Raw genomic sequence first — 21298 nt, forward strand, 5'->3', positions numbered from 1 at the left:
TAATTTGCTCTTCTATTAATATCACCTAATCTTGATAGCTTTTAGTATTATTTGTAATTCGTTAAAAATAGAAGAAATCCTTCTTGAACTAACCAAGCATTTCATAATACCACTCCACTTTTTCGATTAGAATGTTAGAAGCATATTATTGTTATCATGGTTTTTTCGCTCTGATGTAGATCTTTGAGGTGAGAACTTCATTTCATCCATAAGAAAAAGCCACCTGTAAAGGCGGCAGAAAGTTCCAACTAAAGTACCTATTAGTTGAAGAAGAAATTTTAAGTTAGTTCAATAATCAAAGAGTTAGCTATATCTACTAAGGTATCAGGCTAAACTTTGTTTGAATTTCGCTTATCAATATTTAAGGTGTATTGCCAATTATCCCTTACAAGGCAGCCGATTGTTCAACTAAAGTACCCGTTAGTTGAATAAGAAATACTAAATAGTTTACTTCCCACAAAAGTCATCAATGCTTGAGTGAATATAATATCCAGACACAATGGATTTCCCGCTTGTGAACAAGTCGAAAGATTCTTTCATTCCATCAATGTTTTCAAGGGTAGCTCGATGTTCGAAATCGAATTCCATTTCTTCTGTACCTTCTCTTCTTGAACCGTTAATTTCCCTAATTACTTTATTAATGGTTTTTTGCTCATTAATTTCAATCGTTTTACCACTTGTACATTCAATTGTGGAGTTTAATCATTTCATCTTCTATTAAGGGTTCGCTGTAATGACTACAAGCAGCCAAGAGACAGAGACAGAGACAGAGACAGAGACAGAGACAAAAACAAAAGAGTAATCCTTCTTTCATTAATTCACCTCATACAATTTGTTGATTTGGATTTACATTTCTTATTGAACTATCCTGCCTAGTTAGTTCAATAAGAAACCCTGTATGGAAACAAAGAAAATAAATAAAGAAACAATAATGAACATATACCCTTCAAATCTCTTTCTGTCTTTCTGAATTTCGGATAATCCTGTTACCAACATAAACGCACCTAAGAACAACATCATAAACGGCATCAACTCAAAGTTTCTACTTATTAAACTATAACTGGATAAAGCAATAACAATTATTCCTAATATAATTCTTATTATTTTCATCAATATAATCCTCCCAAAAATTATTTTATCTTATCATATAAAGTAATCATTTTGGCGGAATGAAGAGAAAGGACGCTTACTAATCCGCCCCGTTAGTTGGACAACAAATACTGTAATATTCATTTAACTGAATTAGCCATTTTTAAAAATTCCTTAAGTGTATAGTTTTTCTTCTCTCCCTTGTGAGGAGGTATCATTAAACCGATGTCCACATTCTCTTCACTATCGTGCCACGAAATTACTTTAGCATCTCCTTGATCATCCCATTGAGCGTCTATTCCATTACTTAACTTCACTGTTTCCTGAGCGGCAAACGTATCGAATGCTTTGGTGAAAAGGTTGGATACGTGTAGTACATCTTGCTCACCAATAAATACAATATCGATTAACATTGGTCCTTCACCTCTTATATTGGTCGGCAAGGGAGTTATCTGAACACTTTCAACTTTAAACGGAATAGTTGTATACGTGGGTATTTTTATTTTATTTAAGATATCTTCGGGGATTTCCTCTTGGTTTGTCTCCAGTTCCGGATTACGAGTCATTAACTCCTTCCAGTTACTTTCCTTTGATTCTTCTTCTGTTTTTGAACATCCAATTAACAAAGTGACGAGTATTAAACAACTAAAAAACATAACTAACTTATTTTTAATTAGAAAAATCCTTTCATTTAAATATTAGAGTACATCCTTATCGAACTAACCTGCCCCTTTAGTTCAATAAGAAAAGGGCTGACAAATAGCCCGATGATCTTTAACTAAAACACCCGTTAGTCGAATAAGAAATGAGGAATTATTCAAACACAATGCCTTTTATTTTTTACACTCAAAAGAATATTCACTTGTGAAATTATTATGGATTTCTAATATGACTTCTCCACCAATTTCATAACAGCGAGTACTAGCTAAATTTATTTCTGAAGTATTGAAATAACTAGATGAAATCGTTAAAAAAGCGAATCCAAATAAAGCTAAAACTAAAATCAATAACCCACCTGTAAAATGCCTATTTTTAAATACAGTCATTTTCAGAACACCCCTTATTTAAATTGAACAAAACTTTCCATTTACTTTAATACGTTTGAAATAAAAATAAGTTACAAAAAATTTCCATATAAAATTAACAAAAGTCCATTTCTGCTTATTGAAGAACCTGCCCCTTTAGTTTAAAAAGAAAAATGCTTTACTCCTTCTTGAAGTAAAGCATCCGTTATTTTAACAAACCCTATCTTGTAAAAAGCCAAATTAAAACAAGAACAAAAGCGATTATAGCCCAAATAATGGCTTGTCTATTTTTTTTCATTTACAAAACCTCCCCCTGAAAGTTTTATACCTTCTTGCACTAAGCTGCCCCGTTAGTTGTACAAGAAAATAGGCGTCATCCCAACTCTGCTTTCAGAATTAAAACACCTTATCAAATTTGAAGTAAGATTTTTTACACTATCGGTAAATTAGTATAACTACACCTAAAAGTATTAAACCTAATGGCAAAAGAATAAAACTTGAACCAAGTAATGCAGAAAAAATTTCTATTAGTACACTATATTTCGAACTTGATGTCTCAAATTCACTCATATTTTCAGATTCTCTTTGGTACCAAACCATAAAAAGGACAATCCCAATTCCAACAATAATTAACGAAACTCCAATTAAAAATATCATTATTTTCTCCCGTTTTGTTTCTTTATTTATAAAATTACCCCGTTGTTCAATATGAAAAGAGTTGCTTACCAACCCGATGATCTTTTTTCTTAACCACCCGTTAGTTAAACAACAAATTAAACTTTATCGATTTATATTTTTGGACATTCCAATGGTAAATTTCTTGAACCCAAAAGTTTCATAATATGGCTCTAAACTTTCCACACACATTAGTTGGGGAATTACCCGATTTTGCTCACAATGTTGAATTATTTGATTCACCATTTCTTTGCCGATTCCTTCGGTCTGATAGTTTGGTAGAACACACAATCCACAAACTATACCAGTAATTACACCGTCTGAAATAACACGTCCCATACCCACTAATTGTTTATCATCAAATGCATAAATTGCATACCAACTTTGATTGCACATTTTCTCTAAATCATTAATTGTTAATTCAAGTGAATTCCATCCTAAAGTTTCATATAAGGATAGTAATTGCTCAAAGTTATTAGGGGGTTCTATCGTATAATTTATAGATTTTCCCATATTATTTCCTCCTGATTTATATATATTAATGTTTATCATCAACACTTAATTTATATTTTTTCTCACAGCTTCTTCAACTAACCTGCTCCGTTAGTTGAAGAAGAAAAAGGCTTTACTCCTTATTGAAGTAAAGCATCCGTTAGTTGAAAAACACAATCCCTTATTTCGCTTCCACAACAAAACTTGTATAAGGTTTTTCATCAATAGTTACATCAATTTTCCATAACCCTAATTTGTCAAATCCGAATTTCGCTCCATTCTGTTCCKTTTCAATATTTTTTTCATGAAGYTTGACAGATTCRYCAGTTTCTTTATGTGTAGCCGTCATTTTATATTTTTTTCCATTAAGTTCTTCGAGACTATCCAAGAAATAAACTGCATAAAGTCTTCCTTGTTTYRCTGGAAACTCAGGTTCATTGCTTTCTCCATTTACTTTAATAACACCAAATTCCCCTTCAGTTCCATGCAAAGTTAGATTATCGACATTGAATGTAGGACTTAGATTCCAATCTCCATCATTATCTTTTTCTTCTGTACATCCTAAGAGTAATAAAACTAAAACAAGCAACAGAAAACTTATTCTCTTCAATCGAATAATTGAAATGTCATTTCCTCCTTTTTTTCATCTGTTTATTCTTTAAACATATGATAAAAATGCACATAGAAATATTCTTCAATTCAATCTAATCCCTTTTGTTACCTATTTCAGCGTCCTACCAAATATACCTGCTTATTGAAGTAAAGCACCCGTTAGTTGAATAAGACAGATTAATTTAACGGTCCATATATATCTATTTATTTTCTAGTGTAAGCATTCATAATTGGACCAGATTGTGGAATAAGCGATATTTGATATTTAAAAATTAGATTTAAGGAATAGAGCTTTTTAATTAAAGTAGAATGGAAATTTAAAAACCTAAACTCCTTGTTCATATGAACAAGGTGTTTAGGTTCAAAGATAAGAGTATGGCTTTTTGAGTAAGAGAGTTTTCTAGCTCCACATGGAAGCTACTTTGAATGATCATCGCAGGAACAATCTTGGCCTTTTATTGTTCCGAAGGCCATTGTGCTTTTCTAATTAATTCGCTAAGCTTTCTGCCAATTCGTTTTCTTTCCACATGACTGTAATACATAGGCCAAAGACCATAATGACAGCTGCGAATAGATAAGGATAGTGGATGTTTACGTCAAATAGTATTCCGGCCATGGCTGGCCCGACGATATTACCTAAGCTCGTATAGGTTGAATTCATTCCTGCAACAAATCCTTGCTCTTTCCCGCCAGCTTTTGATAAAAATGTCGTCACTGCCGGACGAAGCAAGTCAAATGCGAGGAAGATGAAGCAAGTTACCACCAGTACTGCGAAGAAGCTAGAGACCAAGGTGGACGCCACCGCCAATATTGCACCTATAATCAAACATAATTGGATCAGTTTCTTTTCTCCGAGTATATCTACCAATTTTCCAAACATAAATACTTGCACAACAACTCCAAAGATTGAGCTTATTGTAATAATAGCTGCAAGGTCTTTAGGCGTGAAGCCGAATTTATGATTAGAAAATAGGCTAAAAACAGTTTCATATGCTGATAAACCGAAAGCGAGTACAAATACAATGATAAATGCAATAAAGTAAAGCGGATGAAGTGATCTTTTTAAATCGTCAATAAAGTTTGTTTGCTTTGTATTAGCAGAAATTTCTGAAAGCTCTTTCTTTGTTAGCGGCTCTTTTAAAATAAACATTGATGAAATGCATGCTAAAAAAGCAATTCCTGCTGCAAAGAAGAAGGGCAAGCGAATACCATATTCTGCAATAAATCCACCTATACCAGGTCCTATAATAAAGCCAGTACTAATGGCGGCAGAAATATAGCCCATTGCTTTTGCCCGTTCCTGAACTGATGTAATATCTGCAACATATGCAGTAACACCCGGCATAATAAAGGCGGCACTAATTCCCCCTAGAAACCTTGATATATAAAGAACCGATACGTTCGTGCCTACACCAAAGATAAGTTCTGAAACACCAAAAAGGAATAAGCCGAATATGATGATTTTCTTTCTACCGTAACGGTCAACCCACCGACCTGCGAATGGTGACAGAAGCAGTTGCGCTACCGCAAATACGGCAACAAGATAGCCCATCGTACTTCCTGATAAATGCATGATATTCATAAATGACGGCATAACGGGGATGATGAGTCCAATTCCTAGAAATGCAATGAATATATTGCTTAAAAGAATAATTAATACCATTTTTTGTTTTTTAATTGGTTTTTTCATGTTTTAACACCTTTTTTCTATATGGCTCATTGATGTGAAATACCTCTCCAAAATACTGTCCAAGAGGCTGCTAATTTGTCCTTCAGCCGTTTCTCATTATTGCCGTATACAAGCTCCAGCAAAATGGAATCGACTACTCCTAAGAAAGCATAGGTAGGCGTTATTGCCACATCTCCGAAGATTAATTTTGCATTGATCCAATCCTGAAATTTTCTTTCCAATATCATCTGTACCTTTTCCTCGATATCTATGACTTCCTGTTCGATTGCTTTTTCAAGATGGGCTGGCGGAAAAAAAGACATACGCAGCCAAAACTTTAACTGCTCATTTTTTTGGAAAAGATCGATGACCAATTGTAGAAATCCGTATAAATCTTTTTCAGGGTTTTCTGAATCAACTTGACTAAAATATTGAAGTTTTGAAGATAGCTCCGTCTCTTTCGCATCCCGTAAAACTTGCAGAAAAAGATCATCCTTTCCTTTAAAATGGGCATAAATGGATTGCTTTTTCATGCCGACTTCTTCAGCTATTAGAGAAAGGGATGCTCCTTCATAACCATGAATTGTGAAATATTTTAGAGCTGCCTTCTTAATTTCATTGCTTTTCAATAATATCACCTCAAATTTAACGAACGTTCGTAAGTTATATTAGCAAACTAAATAAATATAAGCAAGCAGATTAGTTTATAGAAAGGTTTTACAGCACGGTAATGCAGAAAAATATTCCATAATCGGCCGCGATTGTGAAACAAAACAAGTAGAATTTAACAGGGTTGGTGAATCGTCATTTATTAAATGATCACCCCACTCAAGCACTTAATCAGGCAAATAAAATTGGTATCATGTTATCGATTTGGACCGTTTTAAATACATAAATGACACGTTAGGACATACCGTAGGCGATCATTTATTGATGGGGTTACCAAGCGAATTCAAGCCGGAGTGGTTAAAGAGGATACAGTGACACTACGTTCATCATGTCTAGATGGAGTTCGAAACTTAGATAGTATGCATAATATAAAAGAGGAAATCGTAGATTTTTTGAAGAATACATTACTGAATACTTGATAGAATTGCTAGTTACTTAATTTACACTTGGAGGTAGTCATGACACTTAAAAAATATTGGTTACCAGTGCTCATTCTATTCATGAGCATTCTCTACATTTTCATCATTCCTAAAGATGCACTTGCTGTTAAGCTCTTGTTTAAATTAATTCCAATGTGGCTGATTATTTACTATGCCTATTTACAAGCGCCTGCTAAGAAATTGCTTACACATTGGCTTCTGTTAATCGGTCTATTTTTTTGTATGCTCGGAGACGGCTTTCTCGTCTACTGGTTTGTCGTTGGTTTATCCGCTTTTCTGATTGGACACCTGTTTTATTTTGCGGGATTTTTGAGTAGATGGAACTTTTCAAAAATCCGTTTTGCAACCATCGTACCGATTGCGATATACGGTTACTTTTTCGGTAAAGAAATCATCAGTGCTCTAACTCTTGATGGCAACGATTCATTAGTATTACCCGTCTTGTTTTATATCATCGTCATTTCTTTGATGGCATGGTCCGCATTTATGACAGGCAACAAATGGGCGATTGTTGGAAGTATTTTGTTTGTCATTTCCGATTCCATTTTGTCCTGGAATATGTTTGTGTCCGATATTCCGTATTCAGGAATCCTTATTATGACGACTTATTACAGCGCACAATTTTTGATTGCTAATAGCATACGTTCCATTGCATCTGAAACTAATCGACCGTCTGCTTTCTCTTAAATAATTTTTCTAGTTCTTTAATCTTGTTACAACATTCTCCATTTATCACTATGATCCCTTAAGATATCATTAAAGTCTTAAATGCTCTTCCGCTTCTGAAATACTTTTAACACAATGTCATCTGAAAGAATATTGTTGATCAAGTGAAAAAAGTATCCTAGAAAAATTGCCAAAATAATAGCCCATCCACAATAACTGTGGTTGGGCTATTTCAATTCTTCAAAAAGTCCTACTACATCAACTTCATTATATTTATGCTACCAATTAAGCGAAAAAAAGAACAGAATAAACTGCTTAAAATGACGAAAGTGCAAAAAGTCCTTTAAAAGTAAGAAAAGCGTCCAGGCAATTGCCTAGACACTTCTTTGGTTTGACTGACAACCTGGTTAAGTTCCGCAGTCAATATAGTTTATGCAATACCACCTTGTTTATGTACAGAATTGCTTATTAAACCCTTATTAAACTTTCTCTCAAGTTCATATTACTCATTAACTTTATTTTTGATGGCTCTTTTGCTTTTGGATATAAAGTGTCCATAAGCTAAAGTCACCCGCATTTATATATCATTTGAGGGTAAGTTAAAAAAGAATAGTTATCTCTTTAAGAAAGGCTTTTAATCATGGATCGTGGATAATATTCGAGCAGGCAAGATATTAACTGCCATTTGACGTCTGCAATATTGTTTAGAGGTTATCTTTTTATTCTTCTATGTCTTCTACGGTTATTGGAGCAACTTTGGGGAAGATTAATGATGTTGTTTTATTTTTATGAAGGAGGATTAAGAAATGGCAAAGATTGCTGTAGAAAAACCCTATGAAGACGTTAAAAAGGCTTTAGAAGAAAAAGGTCACACAGTGAAGATGTTCAGCACTGATGAGAATGTTTCAGGTTACGATATGGGTGTCGTAAGGACCATTAATGAAGGTCATAATGACGAATTTGAATTTCCGGTTGTAGCTATGTCAGGAATGTCTATTGATAACGTAGTACAAGCGGTAGAACATCGGCTAGGTCAGATGTAATCGGAATTAATCGAATCAAAAAAGAAGCTCAGTCTACTTGAGCTTCTTTCTTTAATTCCTTTGTACGACAAATTAAAAAACCCACTAAAATGAGTGGGAACAAGCTATTTCACATGGCGATCGCGGTGATCATCTTTTCTTTTTAAGCCCATTAATCCAAACAAGCCTAACAATCCAAGCCAACCCCATTCCATATCATCAACGTCGTCTTCCACGGCATCCTTATTTATCGTGATAGGTGTAGCATAAGTAGTTGTTTCTGCAAATGAAAAAGCAATCATAAAAGCAAGGAAAAATGCTGCAAGTTTTTTCATTAATATTCCTCCTCTGAGTAAGTAGAATTAATCATTGCCTTAATCAAAACCGATTATTCACAATCACATTTACTCAGGGACTGAGGTAAAAGATTGGGTAAAAAAAGAAAAAAGATGTCAGCTCATTTACTTCAAGGTTTCAAATAATACTCTTCCATGTATAGCATATTGCGAAAAAATGTTTTAAACGTATGAACGAAAAAGCGTCATCTCATTTGAGAAGACGCTTCCCTACTTTTCTCTAAGCTCTCCAAACTCCACGTTCCCACTTCTCAATAAATTGCTCAAACGTAAGACCATATCGTTCTCTAATTTTATGATACACGAAATATTGTCCCAAGCTTTCAATGAGTCGCTCTTCCATTTAAACTCCTCCTGCTGTTTTGATGGATTCATTTATTCTATTCATCAATAGCTTGTCCATATACATGAAATCATATTCAAGTTTATATAAGGATAAGGGTGATTCAACATGTGTTTATCAGAACAAAAAAACGTTGAAGACGAAAATCCTTCAACGTTTTTCTATAACTCTAGCTTAAAAAGATGGTAAGATGGTACTACTTTTTTCTTATTAGGTCGTTGTTCCTTCAATATTTGTTTCTGGAGCTGTCTCTTCTGGTTTAATATCGGCAAATGTCTCATTATGCTCTTCTAAGTCCCGTGTACGGTGTGCAATTCTTGACGATGCACATGCGGCGATACTTGCAACAAGATCGTCCAAGAATGTGTGTATGCCTTCACCTATTTTGGTATCCAGTTTTTTGATAATCCCAATTTTATTCTTATCCAGATGACCGAATGTGGTTACCGCTATACTTCCATACGTAAAAACGGAACCTAATGCAATCGTTTCATCTACTCCAAATAATCCTTCATCTGCTTCAACAATCTGTTGCAATGGCGCAGACAGCATTTTCTTCTCTGCCAATTCATCAAGCTCAATGCCAACCAAAATGGCATGTTGCATTTCTCTTTTTTTAAGAACACTTTCGACCGATTCTATGCAATGTTCCAATGTAAGGCCTACATTGTATGCAACTTGCATTTCGTATACAATTTTCGCTATTTCTTCAATTGATACACCTCGACGCTGCAAAGCCTCTTTTGTAGCTTCGAATACTTGCTTAGAGTGTACGCGCAAACCATTCCTATCCATTGTGCCATCTCCATTTCTTTCAATCCTTGTTGTCATTATTCATAATTATACCTTCCACCTTCAGTATGGTACAATTTCTGTAGCAAGATTTAGAGGAGGTTAAACCGTTGTCTAAAGGTACAATCCAAGACGTAACGCTATTTAGTGACGCCTTACAAGAAGATATGCAACTGCTGATTTATATACCAGCAAATTATTCACCACTTTATAAATATACAGTTTTAATTGCGTCTGACGGAAAAGATTACTTCCAATTAGGAAGAATTTCCCGTGTTGCGGACGAATTACTCGAAAACAAAGAAATTGAAAATATGATCATTGTCGGTGTCCCGTATAAAAACGTGGAAGATCGACGTCGTAAATACCATCCGTCCGGGGATCAGCATGATGCGTACTTACGTTTTCTTGCACATGAACTTGTTCCTTATTTGGATTTAACCTACCCTACATATCAGATTGGAATGGGACGAGCACTAATCGGCGACTCATTGGCAGCAACTGCTTCCCTTCTTGCCGCTATCAAATACCCCAATATATTTGGAAAAGTTCTTTTACACTCCCCGATGGTCAATGAAGATGTATTGGAAAAAATTAAAAATGTCCGGACACCGCATTCGTTCTCGGTTTATCATGTCATTGGAACTGGCGAAAATGCAGTAAAGCTAACCAATGGCGAGATTGAAAACTTCCTTGAACCGAACAGGGTTTTAAATTCATTGATGCAAGACAAAGGATTTTCGTTGTTCTATGACGAATTTGAAGGAGAGCATACTTGGAAACATTGGCAACCGGATTTGAAACGTGCGATTAAAATGAATTTCGGACATTGATCGTCAAATGAAGCCTTATCCAGAAAATTTGCTATACTATAAGTATGTACTTACTTAACTAAAAGGAGGTTTTTAGGATGAAATATGGAGTCGTTGCATTCCCATCTAAAAAACTACAAGACTTGGCAAACTCATACCGCAAACGTTATGATCCACATTATGCACTCATCACCCCCCACATGACGGTCAAGGGCGTATTCGAAGCTAGTGACACTGAGATTGAACAACTTTCTACAAAAATCAGCAACGTTGTCAAACGTCACAAACCCTTCAAAATACACACAACTAAAGTTAGTTCCTTTTCACCGGTTACGAATGCAATTTATTTCAAAGTGGAACCGAGTGAAGAATTGCTTAATTTACATGAAGATTTGCATTCTGAAGAAGTGGGTGGCAATGCTGAATACGCCTTTGTCCCTCATATTACCATCGCACAAAAAATGTCATCCGGTGAACATGACGATATTTATGGCCAATTGAAAATGATTGGTGTCGATCACGAGGAAACTATCGATCGCTTGCATTTGCTGTATCAACTTGAAGATGGCTCTTGGACGGTTTATGAAACATTCCGTTTGACTGGAGCTGAAAATTGATTTGATTACTGCCAAACGAGTGGAAATACCAAAAGAGCTGGATGATGCATTTTTTGTTCGTCAAAAAGTATTCGTGGATGAACAGGATGTCCCAGTACATTTAGAGATGGATGAATATGATCAGTCTGCTGTTCATTTCGTGGCGTATGACGATGAAATGCCTATAGGTGCGGGCCGAATTCGAGAACCTGAACCAGGTGTCGCAAAAGTTGAACGTGTCTGTATCTTGCCTCAATATCGTGGCAAGCATTTAGGAAATTTGATGATGGAAACGATGGAAAGTTATGCGAGAGAAGCTAGTTTAACGACAGTTAAACTAAATGCTCAGTCTTATGCCGTTCCTTTTTATGAAAAACTCTCTTATCAAATTACCTCGCCTGAATTTATGGATGCAGGTATACCCCATCGTGCCATGGAAAAAAATCTATAATAAAAGCACTTGTTCAACTGAACAAGTGCTTTTTTTTATTCGTTTTTTTGGTTCATCATGTTTGCTATCTCATTAAGATTTAGCTTGTTTCCTTTTWGAACAACTGATTGAACAATTTGGTCTTCGAAATCGCTTGAAATCTGCTTTCCAGCAATTTTAGATACTCTTCGAACGATTTTTTTCACTTGGCGTTCATCTGAAAAATCAGCGTGCTGGATGGCATTGGCCAATGTAAAAACTTCATCCATCGATACACCAGTTTTTTGCTCAATCTTCTTAAAAAATGAGTCTTGCATTTGTTCCCCTCCTATCTGATGAAACTACTCCCTACGATGATTAATAGGATGAATAGTACAACTATGAGGATAAATGTTGACCCTTGATAAGGAGCACGAGCTGGATACATTTTTGGATAACCACCGCAAGGACTATAACCCTCACACATACGATTCCCTCCCTTTCCATTCGAACTAGAATATGCGAACGAATTAAAAGGAAGAGGGCATTTTCCTCAGGATACTTTACCTTTGGACTTGAAAATGATTGCTGCAACCACACCGAATACAATGGCTGCACTGATACCTGAGCTTGTCACTTCGAACATACCGGTTAATACGCCGATAAAACCATGTTTTTCTGCCTCCGCCATAGCTCCATGAGTAAGTGAATTACCAAAAGAAGTAATGGGAATAGTTGCTCCTGCTCCTGCAAAATCGATGAAAGGCTCATATAAGCCAAACCCATCTAGAACAGAACCAATGACTACCAATAAACTTAATGTATGCGCTGGCGTTAATTTCGCCACATCAAAAAGTAGTTGTCCCACTACACAAATAAGTCCACCAGCGATAAATGCTAAAATGATTGAAACGATCATATTGTCACCTCATTCCATCGACAATTCAACAGCGTGCGCAATACATGGGATCGTTTCACCCTGTTGAAATGAAAGTGGGGATAATAAAGCACCAGTGGCTACTAGCAGTATTTTCTTATACTGTTTCGCTAATAATTCAGCATAAATTGGTCCTAGATAGACCGTTGCAGAACAACCAGCTCCGCTGGCTCCAGATAAAAATTTATCGTCATTTCCGTAAAATTCCGATCCTGCATCACGATATTTATCAACAAGATAAGAAGAAACTCCACTTGTTTTGATAAGTTCCTGTAAAATGGCAAAGCCATTCTTCCCAAGATCCCCAGTCATGACAAAATCATAAGAAGTTCCTTTATTTTGAGCTAAATGTCGCTGAATTGTATCAAAGGCTGCCGGTGCCATAGCACTCCCCATATCAAGTGGATCCGTACATTCACAATCCATAACTTGACCAATTGTGGCAGACTGCACGAACGGTTTACCAACTTGATTGTGGGAAAGAACTCCGTAACCTGCTCCTGTTACAGTCCATTGGCCTGTAGGAGGCTTTTGTGCACCGTATTCAATTGGATACCTAAACTGTCTCTCAACAGCGTTATGCTGGCTGGCTGCACCAAATAAGATCCGATCCATTTGTTTGGTTTCAAGAAAGAAACTTGCTGTAATTAGAGAAGAAATGCTTGTTGCACAAGCAGAAAACATGCCCATAAACGGAGTAGCGAGCTGGCGTGCCGCAAAATTGGTTGGTGTCATTTGATTGACTAAATCCCCTCCAAGAAACAAATCGATATCCGGGAGTTGAAATCCACCTTTCATGATGGCCAAATTACAAGTATCCTCTATTAACTGGGAATGCCCTTTTTCGTTTGTGTCTTGTCCAAGACGTTCATCATCGTAGACATGGTCGAAATGAGGATGGAAGGGACTTTCTTTTTCTAGAGGACCAACAGCAACTGCCGTTGATACGATACTTGGCTTTGAAGCAAACTGATACGTCCGCGAATTACTTACCAAGAGATCACCCCCATCTTAACGAGTATGGTTTTGATGAGCGCTACGACAAAGGCAGAGAAAGTACCATAGACGATTACTGGACCTGCCAGTTTAAACATATTGACTCCTACTCCTAAAATAAAACCTTCCGATTTATGTTCAATTGCTGCAGAGATTACGGCATTACCAAAACCTGTTACAGGAACTGCCGAACCTGCACCACCAAACTGGCCAATTTTTTTATAAATACCGAACCCTGTTAATAACATGGAAATAAAAACCATCGTGGCTACGGTAGGATTGCTCGCAGTTCGCTCAGTAAATGAAAAATAGGCCATGTAGAAAAATGAAATGACTTGTCCGACAGCACAAATGATACCGCCAGTCAGAAATGCTTTCAGACAGTTCTTTAAAACGGGTCGCTTCGGTGCCATCTCGTCCACTGTTTGTTGATATGAATTGGGATCCATTACGTATTCTCCTTTGCCAATGCTCGAAGTTTATCTAAATCTTTTTTCAAAGCATCCTCTGTCGGTTTCTTTTCAATTATTTTCTTAAGTTCCCAAGTGATTTTCAAATCAGGAGATACAAATACATCATGATCAGGGAAAAGCGATTTCACTTCTTTTTCAATTGATTTTGCAATTTTTTCTTTGCTGAATTTCGACATTGGTTCTACTTGCAAGGACACAACCAACTGATGATCAAAGAACACGGCAGCAGCCTCGCTTATTTTTTCATTGTCCTGGAGGATTTTCTTGAGTGATTCAATTTCTTCCTGATCATCATCAACATGATAAATGGATACTTGCGGTTGGTCATTTGAACAACCCACCAATAGCAATAATATACAGATCAACAATCCGAATTTTTTCATTTTCAATTCACCTTTTATCCTAGTATGATGTTTTTCCAAAAATTTATGTATAAATTGGTTACGCGCCCTGACCAACGAACACAATCTACATATTGTATAAAGACTCTTAAAGAGAGTGAGGTGAAAACAAAATGGGATGTGGACGTAACTTGGAATCATCATCATCATCATCGTCATCGTCATCTTCATCTTCTGGACATTTCAAGAAGAAAGATCAATGTATCTGTGATGTAGTTCGTGCAATCAAAGACATTCAAGATCGAGCAACGGACATGGACTGTCCGGTATGTCCAACAAATTGCTTCTTGGAGCCACTTGGTGGATTAGTAAGTCCTTCTCGTCACCAAGCTGATACTCGCGTATTCATGCTTTTGACGGATGACGGTACACCGTTCAAAGCTTTCTTCCGCGATAATGATCGTAAAGACTGTGATTGCTTCTCTGTATTCTTCCGTGTAGAAGAAATATTCGATGGTTGCTGTGCAACACTTCGTGTACTAGAACCTTTGGATCATCATCATAAAGAAGTAGATCTTTTAAACGATTGTGGCGACAAATTGGATTTAAGAAAAATTTGTAAAGTTCGAGATTTCAGACTTTCTAATAGCTGTATTACCGTTGACTTGAATTGCTTCTGTGGCATTGAATGTGTAGCAGACGTATTTCTAGGTGTTTGTGACTAATTAATAAACACGTCAAGCGTGCAGTGTCTAATTAGCTCGACTTCCTATCAAAAGGAGTCGGGCTTAGTTTTGGTTTGTCAACAGAATGTGTAAAATGACAAAAATAATTCGGCTAGTTCCAGATAAAAAGAAAAAACATCCACTATGTTAAAATGGATGTTTTCTTCACTACTATTCACACTCGAGTCGGGAGAATTTTTCCTCCCCACCAAATCTCTTTAATTTCGTTAATTTCAAATGCCATAATCTCGTCTTCAGCTGATTTAATTTGGACACTATCTGAATAAAGCACATCCACGATACCGCCAATTTTTTCACCATCTTTTAATTGAAAAAAAAGTGGCTTATATACAAACTTTGCAAAATCTGACGTCAAAAAGCGCAATCTTTGCCACATCAATGGATCGGTTTCAATTACGGTTTCGACTTTGGCTTCGGCTTCGGCTTCGACTTTGGCTTCAAATTTGGCTTCGAGGTCTTTAACAACAGGCTCCGGGAAGATTGAAGTACTTTCTTCTTGCCAACGAGACACCTTACGGACATACCTATAGACCGGCGGACCTTGGACAAAAAGGAGCGGATCATTTTCCAATGGAATACACACACCCTTTTTGAAATAGCTTATGCTGCAGGTTTACAATATGTGAAAACCGCTGTCACAATGAATGGTTTCACCTGTAATCCCGCGTGATAATTGACTAAATAAGAACAGTGCCGTATCCCCTACTTCTTCAGGTGTAGTATTGCGACGAAGCGGTGCACGTTCTTCGATCTCTTTCAACACACTGTTAAAATCACTTACACCTTTAGCAGACAACGTGCGGATTGGGCCAGCTGAAATGGCATTGACACGGATGTTATATTTCCCAAGATCTGCTGCCAAGTATCGTACTGACATATCAAGCGATGCTTTGGCAACACCCATGATATTGTAATTCGGTACCACTTTTTCTCCGCCTAAATAAGTTAAAGTGACAATACTTCCGCCTTCTGTCATTAATGGCTTAACAGCTTTCGCTACCACCGTTAATGAGAAAGCACTTATATTATGTGCAAGCAAAAACCCTTCACGTGAAGTATCTGAGAAGTTCCCCGCTAACTCTTCTGTTTTAGCAAATGCGATACAATGGGCTAAACCATCTACTTTTCCTACTGCTTGTCCAATTGTTGCGAAGCATTTCTCCACATCTTCGTCATTTGTTACATCACATGGAAGAACAATTTCATGTTTCCCTTCCAATGTTGCTACTAAATCACGCACGGGTTTCTCGAATCGTTCCCCCGCGTACGTGAAAATGATATTCGCTCCAGCTTTATCCAACGACTGTGCGATTCCCCAAGCGATACTGCGTTTATTTGCTACACCCATGATGACAAACGTTTTCCCCTGCAATGACAAAGACATATAAAAATCCCCCTAATTAATATTCTTCATTAATACCTGGTACTAATAATACATCACAAAAAAAGAAAGTGCAAAAAGAATATGACACTAGTAATAGTTAGTGGGTTTGTGAAGGCGCTTTTCATATAACAAAAAACCAGAACCCCAAATCAATGGGGTTCTGGTTTTCATTAAGCTAAAGTTGTGTGAGAAACATGCTAGCCAATCCTAAATAGATTAAGATGCTGATAATGTCGTTGAGTGTCGTAATAAATGGTCCAGACGCCACAGCAGGGTCGATATTCATCCGGTGAATGAGTAACGGAATGAAAGATCCCGACAAGGTAGCAACAAAAATGGAGCCGAAAATTGCTGCCCCGACTAACAGTCCAAGCAATAAATCGTGTTGACTGAAAAACACAATGCCCACGCCAAATACCGCACAAACAATACCGGTGATTAGGCCTGTACCCGCTTCACGCATCAACAATTTCAATTTGCTTTGTTCGGCGATATCGCCTGTTGCAATACCCCGAACGGCTACAGCAAGAGCTTGGGTCCCACTGTTGCCTGCCATTCCTGCAATTAACGGAATAAAAACGGCTAAAATGGCAACCTGGTCTAGTGTTTCCTCAAAAATACCCATCAAGTTTGCAGTGAGCATCCCCAAAAACAATAAAATGATGAGCCATGGCAACCTTTTTTTTGCTGCTGTTAATGGCCCTTTATCAAATGTATCCATCTCTGATACGGCTGCCAATTTCGAGTAATCATCATTCGCTTCTTCTTCGAGTACATCTAAAATATCATCAACTGTGATGATTCCAAGTAAATGATTTTGAAAATCTACTACAGGCACTGCCAGGAAATCATAGTCTTTTATCATTCTTGCTACTTCTTCCTGATCGTCACTGACTGACACACTTACTACACGTTCATTTCGAATCGTACGTATAAGAGTGTCTTCTTCGGCAATAATTAAATCACGTAATGAAACAACTCCCGTCAGCTGGTGATCATCGTTGACGACGAAAAGGTAGTAAATGGTCTCAGCTTCAGGGRCAGCGTTTCGCAAGATGGTCATCGCAGAGCGACATGTTGAATTTTCGGGAATTGCTACATATTCGGTCGTCATAATGGATCCGGCCGTATATTCTTCATAATGGAGCAAGTCTTTGATTTCCTTAGCCGACTCATCATCCATGATAGTCAAATAGCTGGCTACTTGATCTTTGCCCAGCTCATTTAGTACGTCTACAGCATTATCGGCATACATTTCGGATAACATATCCGCCGCATACGTATTGTCCATTTCTTTTAGAAAAGGTTCATATTCATCGTCATCGAGTTCAATCGACTGGAAAATTACTGCCATTTCTTTCGGAGAGAGATACTGATAGATAATTTGCCTGCTGTCAGGTCCCACCTTTTCAAAAAATTGTGCCTGATCATATGGATGAAGCGCTAAAAATTCATCTCTGAATTCATCTACTTGTTGGTCAGTCAGAAATGCTAGCAGTTGTTCAGCATCGAATTGGTTTTCTTCGTTATGTTTACGCTCCTCTGTCATGTATGCCCCCTCCTTTCTTTGCCCGTTACAATTCTACATTCCCCATTGTATGGGGTAAACTGAAGTTATAGCAAACTATTTTTATAATGAGGTGAAAGAATTGTTGTACGATATCGTTGGAGATATCCATGGATGTTACGAAGAACTGACTGCATTGATTGAAAAATTAGGCTATCAACCGACTGAAGAGGGATTCGTTCATCCACATGGACGCAAACTTGCCTTTGTCGGAGATGCAGCTGATAGAGGACCGCAATCCTTGGCAGTCCTGAACTTATTGTTTGATTTGCAGGATGCCACGCAATTAATTTATTCCCCGGGAAATCATTGCAACAAACTTTATCGCTATTTTAAAGGTCATAAAGTTCAAATTACTCATGGTCTGGAAACGACCGTAGAAGAATTTAAGCAATTATCTCCAAATAAACAAGATCCATTCAGAAAGCGATATATTGCTTTTTATGAAGCACTTTCACCCTACCAGCAGCTTGACGATGATCAACTGATTATCGCTCATGCTGGAATACGCGAAGATATGATCGGTAAACCGATACAAAAAAATATTATTGTTTTTGTCTTATACGGTGATATTTCCGGTAAACAACATGCTGATGGTCGTCCAATACGGGGAGATTGGGCCAAACATTATAAAGGTCCTGCATTTGTTGTATACGGTCATACACCTACCAAAGAAGCACGCTTTAAAAACCGAACGGTGAATATCGACACGGGCTGTGTGTTCGGCGGGAAATTATCTGCCCTCAGATATCCTGAGATGGAAGTGGTTTCAGTACCTTCACTCCAGCCATATGTAGAAGAAAAATTTCACGACTATGAAAACTATGAAAACTAATGGAGTAATTTACTCATATCGTCTGGCAATGGACTCGTAATGGTTAAAATTTCTCCGGTTAAAGGATGTTTAATATCTACAGATGCACAATGGAGTGCCTGTCGTGTAATTAAGTCCAGTTTCCCCCCGTATAGATCATCTCCCATGATTGGATGACCAATATGAGCCAAATGTACACGAATTTGATGAGTTCTTCCCGTGTGCAATAGACATTTCACGTGTGAAAAATGTGAATCGTATCGAATGATACTGACATCGGTATGAGCAAATAGACCATCATTCCGTACTTCTCTTTCAATAATACTGCTTCCTTTACGTCCAATCGGTTCGATGATTTCTTGTGTCTGTTTCTCGACTCTGCCGTGAACAATGGCTTCATATGTCTTATTCATGACATGTCCTTGATTCATGATGTGATGGATGTGTCGATTTTTAACTAAACAGACTAAGCCAGATGTATCACGGTCTAGTCGAGTCAAAATATGGACTGTCGAAGGAATCGACATTTCTTCATAATAGTGAGCTACATAATTGGCTAACGTGTTTGATGGATGTTCCCTGGAAGGAATGGTGCTTTGACCAGGTGGTTTATTGACAATCAAGAGGACATCATCTTCGTAAATGATTTCCAGTGGACCTTCTTGGCGAATCAGCCCTGCACTCACTTCTTCATAGGGAAAAAGAACGGTCACTACATCCCCAACTGAAAGTGGATGTCTGACCGTTTTTTCTTGTCCATTAACTAGTAAGGAACCGCCATCAAATTTAATTGATGTTAAAGTGCGTTTGGAAATCCCCCATTTACCTAGGGCTTCACGAAGTAATATAGGCTCCGTTACGTTAAATAGTAAATGAAATTGTTTATACATCGCTGTCGATAAATGAATCATGTACACGTTTCCAGAAAGGAAATGGACGGAATCGAGCAAATCGCACTTTTTCTTTTGCTACACGATATTGGATGGATTTTACGTCTTTATGGAGCAATTGCAAATGATCAATCGTCACCATGAAATCAACGGCCTTCACTGGTTTCAAAACGCATGTATGATGTGATGGTAAAACCAGAGGAGCGCCGACTGTACGGAAGACCCGATTGTTGATGGACGCCATTTCCGTCAACTGCATCGCTTCCAAAGATGGGTGAATAATTGCTCCACCAAGCGCTTTATTGTAGGCGGTACTTCCAGAAGGTGTCGACATACATAACCCATCGCCACGGAAACGTTCGAAGTGGCTGTCATTCAGTTCGACATCCATCACCAATGTCACATCTGGAGATTTGATTGTGCTTTCATTTAAAGCCAAATAAACACTTTCTTCATCCGTATTACGATAATTAATGGTCGCTTCGAGCAAAGGATATTGAATCACTTCGAATTCTTTTTTGGCAATGGAAATCACTAACTTCTCGATTTCAGCTGGTTTCCAATCTGCATAAAATCCTAAATGACCTGTATGAATTCCAACAAAGGCTACTTTCGACAATTGTTCACTATAGCGATGAAACGCGTGCAACAATGTCCCATCTCCACCGATTGAAATCACGATATCGGGTGACTCTTCATCCCACACCAGTCCAAAATCCGACAAGTAGGTTTTGGCATTGGCCATCAATTCGTTTGAGTGTGCATCATTCCTTGATTGAATGGCAAATTTCATAAATGCTTGGACCTACCTTCCCCAGAGTTAGATGGGAAATTCGCATTTCCACTCTCTTTATATTCACTGAAATATTTTTGTGCTTCCTGGATTTCATCACGGATTAGTGACATCTCTTCATCTAAACGAAATGCTGCTTCAGCTGCACTTTGCAAGCGGTTTTTTATTTCTTCGGGAAATAATCCCTTATATTTGTAGTTTAACGAATGTTCAATGGATGCCCAAAAATTCATTGCCAACGTGCGGATTTGAATTTCCACCAGGATATGAATTTTCCCATGAATGGTTTGGACGGGATATTCAACAATCATGTGATATGAACGGTAGCCACTTGGTTTCTCATGTGAGATATAATCACGTTCTTCAACCACTTTGATATCGTGACGATTACGCAGTAACTCTACCACTGTCTCTATGTCATCAACGAATTGACACATGATGCGCAACCCTGCAATATCTTGCAGTTCATTAACTAGTATGGCAGAGGGCTCAAAAGCAATTCCTTTTTCAAGTGTTTTATCATAGATACTTGCAAGAGGTTTCACACGGCCAGTAACAAACTCAATTGGTGAGTTTGTATTTGCTATTTCATATTGCGTCCGCATACCCTTTAATTTTATTTTCAATTCATCTACTGCTTGCTTATAAGGCTCTAAAAAACGTCTCCATTGCCCCATGACCAGTCCCCCT

General features: G+C 37.5%; 31 protein-coding genes. 8 read left to right on the top strand and 23 right to left on the bottom strand.

From position 1 onward, the window contains the following. Window positions 1–447: 447 nt before the first annotated feature. From AC1DSL_RS06635 to AC1DSL_RS06670, 8 genes are all read right to left on the bottom strand, one after another. A complete protein-coding gene (locus AC1DSL_RS06635) occupies window positions 448–588 on the bottom strand; it encodes a hypothetical protein (protein ID WP_477531636.1) in 141 nt (46 codons plus the stop codon). Window positions 589–876: 288 nt separating this feature from the next. Further along, window positions 877–1110, bottom strand: coding sequence for a DUF3953 domain-containing protein (locus AC1DSL_RS06640; protein WP_477531637.1), 234 nt, complete (start codon window positions 1108–1110; stop codon window positions 877–879). 119 nt (window positions 1111–1229) lie between these two features. Beyond that, window positions 1230–1655 carry a hypothetical protein gene (locus AC1DSL_RS06645; protein WP_477531638.1) on the bottom strand — a complete coding sequence of 142 codons (426 nt, stop codon included), beginning with the start codon at window positions 1653–1655 and terminating at the stop codon, window positions 1230–1232. Window positions 1656–1922: 267 nt separating this feature from the next. After that, window positions 1923–2135, bottom strand: a complete 213-nt coding sequence (locus tag AC1DSL_RS06650) for a hypothetical protein (RefSeq protein WP_016427977.1) — start codon at window positions 2133–2135, stop codon at window positions 1923–1925. A gap of 759 nt (window positions 2136–2894) precedes the next feature. Then, window positions 2895–3302 (bottom strand): GNAT family N-acetyltransferase, encoded by a 408-nt coding sequence (locus AC1DSL_RS06655; RefSeq protein WP_477531639.1) that lies wholly within the window; start codon window positions 3300–3302, stop codon window positions 2895–2897. 160 nt (window positions 3303–3462) lie between these two features. Continuing rightward, window positions 3463–3870: a hypothetical protein gene (locus AC1DSL_RS06660; RefSeq protein WP_477531640.1), complete on the bottom strand. Its 408-nt coding sequence runs from the start codon at window positions 3868–3870 to the stop codon at window positions 3463–3465. A gap of 510 nt (window positions 3871–4380) precedes the next feature. Continuing rightward, a complete protein-coding gene (locus AC1DSL_RS06665; protein ID WP_477531641.1) occupies window positions 4381–5583 on the bottom strand; it encodes an MFS transporter in 1203 nt (400 codons plus the stop codon). Between the two features lie 26 nt (window positions 5584–5609). After that, entirely contained in the window at window positions 5610–6191 is a 582-nt protein-coding gene (locus AC1DSL_RS06670) for a TetR/AcrR family transcriptional regulator (protein WP_477531642.1), read from the bottom strand. A 244-nt stretch (window positions 6192–6435) separates the two neighbouring features. Between AC1DSL_RS06670 and AC1DSL_RS06675 the strand changes: the two genes are divergently transcribed. The 3 genes from AC1DSL_RS06675 to AC1DSL_RS06685 all read left to right on the top strand — a co-directional run bounded on the left by AC1DSL_RS06675 (window position 6436) and on the right by AC1DSL_RS06685 (window position 8380). Then, on the top strand, window positions 6436–6546 hold the full coding sequence (locus AC1DSL_RS06675; protein ID WP_477531643.1) for a diguanylate cyclase domain-containing protein: 111 nt from the start codon (window positions 6436–6438) through the stop codon (window positions 6544–6546). A gap of 143 nt (window positions 6547–6689) precedes the next feature. Further along, entirely contained in the window at window positions 6690–7358 is a 669-nt protein-coding gene (locus tag AC1DSL_RS06680; protein ID WP_477531644.1) for a lysoplasmalogenase, read from the top strand. Window positions 7359–8143: 785 nt separating this feature from the next. Further along, window positions 8144–8380: a YkuS family protein gene (locus AC1DSL_RS06685; protein WP_477531645.1), complete on the top strand. Its 237-nt coding sequence runs from the start codon at window positions 8144–8146 to the stop codon at window positions 8378–8380. 104 nt (window positions 8381–8484) lie between these two features. Here AC1DSL_RS06685 and AC1DSL_RS06690 read toward each other — a convergent pair whose 3' ends face one another. The 3 genes from AC1DSL_RS06690 to AC1DSL_RS06700 form a co-directional block, all read right to left on the bottom strand. Then, window positions 8485–8694 carry a WGxxGxxG family protein gene (locus AC1DSL_RS06690; protein WP_477531646.1) on the bottom strand — a complete coding sequence of 70 codons (210 nt, stop codon included), beginning with the start codon at window positions 8692–8694 and terminating at the stop codon, window positions 8485–8487. A gap of 241 nt (window positions 8695–8935) precedes the next feature. Continuing rightward, entirely contained in the window at window positions 8936–9058 is a 123-nt protein-coding gene (locus AC1DSL_RS06695; RefSeq protein ID WP_342541997.1) for a hypothetical protein, read from the bottom strand. 210 nt (window positions 9059–9268) lie between these two features. Then, the gene (locus tag AC1DSL_RS06700) at window positions 9269–9853 is read right to left on the bottom strand and encodes a phosphatidylglycerophosphatase A family protein (protein WP_477531647.1); all 585 of its coding nucleotides are present in this window, start codon (window positions 9851–9853) and stop codon (window positions 9269–9271) included. Between the two features lie 107 nt (window positions 9854–9960). Here AC1DSL_RS06700 and AC1DSL_RS06705 point away from each other — a divergent pair, with 107 nt between their 5' ends. From AC1DSL_RS06705 to AC1DSL_RS06715, 3 genes are all read left to right on the top strand, one after another. Beyond that, a complete protein-coding gene (locus tag AC1DSL_RS06705; protein ID WP_342541998.1) occupies window positions 9961–10683 on the top strand; it encodes an alpha/beta hydrolase in 723 nt (240 codons plus the stop codon). 77 nt (window positions 10684–10760) lie between these two features. Further along, window positions 10761–11279, top strand: coding sequence for a YjcG family protein (locus AC1DSL_RS06710; protein ID WP_477531648.1), 519 nt, complete (start codon window positions 10761–10763; stop codon window positions 11277–11279). Between the two features lies 1 nt (window position 11280). After that, window positions 11281–11709 (top strand): GNAT family N-acetyltransferase, encoded by a 429-nt coding sequence (locus tag AC1DSL_RS06715; RefSeq protein ID WP_016427989.1) that lies wholly within the window; start codon window positions 11281–11283, stop codon window positions 11707–11709. Window positions 11710–11744: 35 nt separating this feature from the next. Here AC1DSL_RS06715 and AC1DSL_RS06720 read toward each other — a convergent pair whose 3' ends face one another. The 6 genes from AC1DSL_RS06720 to AC1DSL_RS06745 all read right to left on the bottom strand — a co-directional run bounded on the left by AC1DSL_RS06720 (window position 11745) and on the right by AC1DSL_RS06745 (window position 14456). Further along, window positions 11745–12005, bottom strand: a complete 261-nt coding sequence (locus AC1DSL_RS06720) for a stage VI sporulation protein F (RefSeq protein ID WP_477531649.1) — start codon at window positions 12003–12005, stop codon at window positions 11745–11747. A gap of 11 nt (window positions 12006–12016) precedes the next feature. Further along, complete coding sequence (locus AC1DSL_RS06725; RefSeq protein WP_016427991.1) at window positions 12017–12154, bottom strand: YjcZ family sporulation protein; 138 nt, start codon at window positions 12152–12154, stop codon at window positions 12017–12019. A gap of 66 nt (window positions 12155–12220) precedes the next feature. After that, window positions 12221–12586 (bottom strand): stage V sporulation protein AE, encoded by a 366-nt coding sequence (gene spoVAE, locus AC1DSL_RS06730; protein WP_016427992.1) that lies wholly within the window; start codon window positions 12584–12586, stop codon window positions 12221–12223. Between the two features lie 9 nt (window positions 12587–12595). After that, window positions 12596–13600: a stage V sporulation protein AD gene (locus tag AC1DSL_RS06735; RefSeq protein WP_477531650.1), complete on the bottom strand. Its 1005-nt coding sequence runs from the start codon at window positions 13598–13600 to the stop codon at window positions 12596–12598. Beyond that, window positions 13594–14049, bottom strand: coding sequence for a stage V sporulation protein AC (gene spoVAC, locus AC1DSL_RS06740; protein ID WP_016427994.1), 456 nt, complete (start codon window positions 14047–14049; stop codon window positions 13594–13596). The genes AC1DSL_RS06735 and spoVAC overlap by 7 nt, the downstream gene beginning before the upstream one ends. Beyond that, the gene (locus tag AC1DSL_RS06745; protein ID WP_477531651.1) at window positions 14049–14456 is read right to left on the bottom strand and encodes a YhcN/YlaJ family sporulation lipoprotein; all 408 of its coding nucleotides are present in this window, start codon (window positions 14454–14456) and stop codon (window positions 14049–14051) included. The genes spoVAC and AC1DSL_RS06745 overlap by 1 nt, the downstream gene beginning before the upstream one ends. 131 nt (window positions 14457–14587) lie before the next feature. Here AC1DSL_RS06745 and AC1DSL_RS06750 point away from each other — a divergent pair, with 131 nt between their 5' ends. Continuing rightward, window positions 14588–15139, top strand: coding sequence for a CotY/CotZ family spore coat protein (locus AC1DSL_RS06750; RefSeq protein WP_016427996.1), 552 nt, complete (start codon window positions 14588–14590; stop codon window positions 15137–15139). Between the two features lie 175 nt (window positions 15140–15314). Here the strand turns inward: AC1DSL_RS06750 and AC1DSL_RS06755 are convergent, their stop codons facing one another. The 3 genes from AC1DSL_RS06755 to mgtE form a co-directional block, all read right to left on the bottom strand. Continuing rightward, complete coding sequence (locus AC1DSL_RS06755) at window positions 15315–15731, bottom strand: hypothetical protein (RefSeq protein WP_477531652.1); 417 nt, start codon at window positions 15729–15731, stop codon at window positions 15315–15317. A gap of 42 nt (window positions 15732–15773) precedes the next feature. Continuing rightward, entirely contained in the window at window positions 15774–16544 is a 771-nt protein-coding gene (gene fabI, locus AC1DSL_RS06760) for an enoyl-ACP reductase FabI (protein WP_016427998.1), read from the bottom strand. A gap of 175 nt (window positions 16545–16719) precedes the next feature. Next, window positions 16720–18093 (bottom strand): magnesium transporter, encoded by a 1374-nt coding sequence (mgtE, locus tag AC1DSL_RS06765; protein ID WP_477531653.1) that lies wholly within the window; start codon window positions 18091–18093, stop codon window positions 16720–16722. A 100-nt stretch (window positions 18094–18193) separates the two neighbouring features. Here mgtE and prpE point away from each other — a divergent pair, with 100 nt between their 5' ends. Further along, window positions 18194–18946, top strand: a complete 753-nt coding sequence (prpE, locus tag AC1DSL_RS06770; RefSeq protein ID WP_477531654.1) for a bis(5'-nucleosyl)-tetraphosphatase PrpE — start codon at window positions 18194–18196, stop codon at window positions 18944–18946. On the opposite strand, the gene AC1DSL_RS06775 is transcribed toward prpE, so the two are convergent. Genes AC1DSL_RS06775 through yjbM form a run of 3 tightly spaced genes read right to left on the bottom strand, consistent with a single transcriptional unit; the run spans window position 18943 to window position 21285 of the window. Then, complete coding sequence (locus AC1DSL_RS06775) at window positions 18943–19836, bottom strand: RluA family pseudouridine synthase (RefSeq protein WP_477531655.1); 894 nt, start codon at window positions 19834–19836, stop codon at window positions 18943–18945. The two genes, prpE and AC1DSL_RS06775, sit on opposite strands and share 4 nt — an antisense overlap. Next, window positions 19808–20608, bottom strand: coding sequence for an NAD kinase (locus tag AC1DSL_RS06780; protein WP_016428002.1), 801 nt, complete (start codon window positions 20606–20608; stop codon window positions 19808–19810). The genes AC1DSL_RS06775 and AC1DSL_RS06780 overlap by 29 nt, the downstream gene beginning before the upstream one ends. Beyond that, the gene (yjbM, locus tag AC1DSL_RS06785) at window positions 20605–21285 is read right to left on the bottom strand and encodes a GTP diphosphokinase (RefSeq protein ID WP_016428003.1); all 681 of its coding nucleotides are present in this window, start codon (window positions 21283–21285) and stop codon (window positions 20605–20607) included. Before yjbM ends, AC1DSL_RS06780 begins: the two co-directional genes overlap by 4 nt. Window positions 21286–21298: the final 13 nt, after the last annotated feature.

Source organism: Paenisporosarcina sp. P4_D4 (assembly GCF_056401835.1).

Bases quoted from the DNA above. Each gene is read 5' to 3' on its own strand.
- AC1DSL_RS06635 (WP_477531636.1), bottom strand. From the start codon at position 588: ATGGAATTCGATTTCGAACATCGAGCTACCCTTGAAAACATTGATGGA.
- AC1DSL_RS06640 (WP_477531637.1), bottom strand. From the start codon at position 1,110: ATGAAAATAATAAGAATTATATTAGGAATAATTGTTATTGCTTTATCC.
- AC1DSL_RS06645 (WP_477531638.1), bottom strand. From the start codon at position 1,655: ATGACTCGTAATCCGGAACTGGAGACAAACCAAGAGGAAATCCCCGAA.
- AC1DSL_RS06650 (WP_016427977.1), bottom strand. From the start codon at position 2,135: ATGACTGTATTTAAAAATAGGCATTTTACAGGTGGGTTATTGATTTTA.
- AC1DSL_RS06655 (WP_477531639.1), bottom strand. From the start codon at position 3,302: ATGGGAAAATCTATAAATTATACGATAGAACCCCCTAATAACTTTGAG.
- AC1DSL_RS06665 (WP_477531641.1), bottom strand. From the start codon at position 5,583: ATGAAAAAACCAATTAAAAAACAAAAAATGGTATTAATTATTCTTTTA.
- AC1DSL_RS06680 (WP_477531644.1), top strand. From the start codon at position 6,690: ATGACACTTAAAAAATATTGGTTACCAGTGCTCATTCTATTCATGAGC.
- AC1DSL_RS06685 (WP_477531645.1), top strand. From the start codon at position 8,144: ATGGCAAAGATTGCTGTAGAAAAACCCTATGAAGACGTTAAAAAGGCT.
- AC1DSL_RS06690 (WP_477531646.1), bottom strand. From the start codon at position 8,694: ATGAAAAAACTTGCAGCATTTTTCCTTGCTTTTATGATTGCTTTTTCA.
- AC1DSL_RS06695 (WP_342541997.1), bottom strand. From the start codon at position 9,058: ATGGAAGAGCGACTCATTGAAAGCTTGGGACAATATTTCGTGTATCAT.
- AC1DSL_RS06700 (WP_477531647.1), bottom strand. From the start codon at position 9,853: ATGGATAGGAATGGTTTGCGCGTACACTCTAAGCAAGTATTCGAAGCT.
- AC1DSL_RS06710 (WP_477531648.1), top strand. From the start codon at position 10,761: ATGAAATATGGAGTCGTTGCATTCCCATCTAAAAAACTACAAGACTTG.
- AC1DSL_RS06725 (WP_016427991.1), bottom strand. From the start codon at position 12,154: ATGTGTGAGGGTTATAGTCCTTGCGGTGGTTATCCAAAAATGTATCCA.
- spoVAE (WP_016427992.1), bottom strand. From the start codon at position 12,586: ATGATCGTTTCAATCATTTTAGCATTTATCGCTGGTGGACTTATTTGT.
- spoVAC (WP_016427994.1), bottom strand. From the start codon at position 14,049: ATGGATCCCAATTCATATCAACAAACAGTGGACGAGATGGCACCGAAG.
- AC1DSL_RS06745 (WP_477531651.1), bottom strand. From the start codon at position 14,456: ATGAAAAAATTCGGATTGTTGATCTGTATATTATTGCTATTGGTGGGT.
- AC1DSL_RS06750 (WP_016427996.1), top strand. From the start codon at position 14,588: ATGGGATGTGGACGTAACTTGGAATCATCATCATCATCATCGTCATCG.
- fabI (WP_016427998.1), bottom strand. From the start codon at position 16,544: ATGTCTTTGTCATTGCAGGGGAAAACGTTTGTCATCATGGGTGTAGCA.
- AC1DSL_RS06775 (WP_477531655.1), bottom strand. From the start codon at position 19,836: ATGATTCATTTATCGACAGCGATGTATAAACAATTTCATTTACTATTT.
- AC1DSL_RS06780 (WP_016428002.1), bottom strand. From the start codon at position 20,608: ATGAAATTTGCCATTCAATCAAGGAATGATGCACACTCAAACGAATTG.
- yjbM (WP_016428003.1), bottom strand. From the start codon at position 21,285: ATGGGGCAATGGAGACGTTTTTTAGAGCCTTATAAGCAAGCAGTAGAT.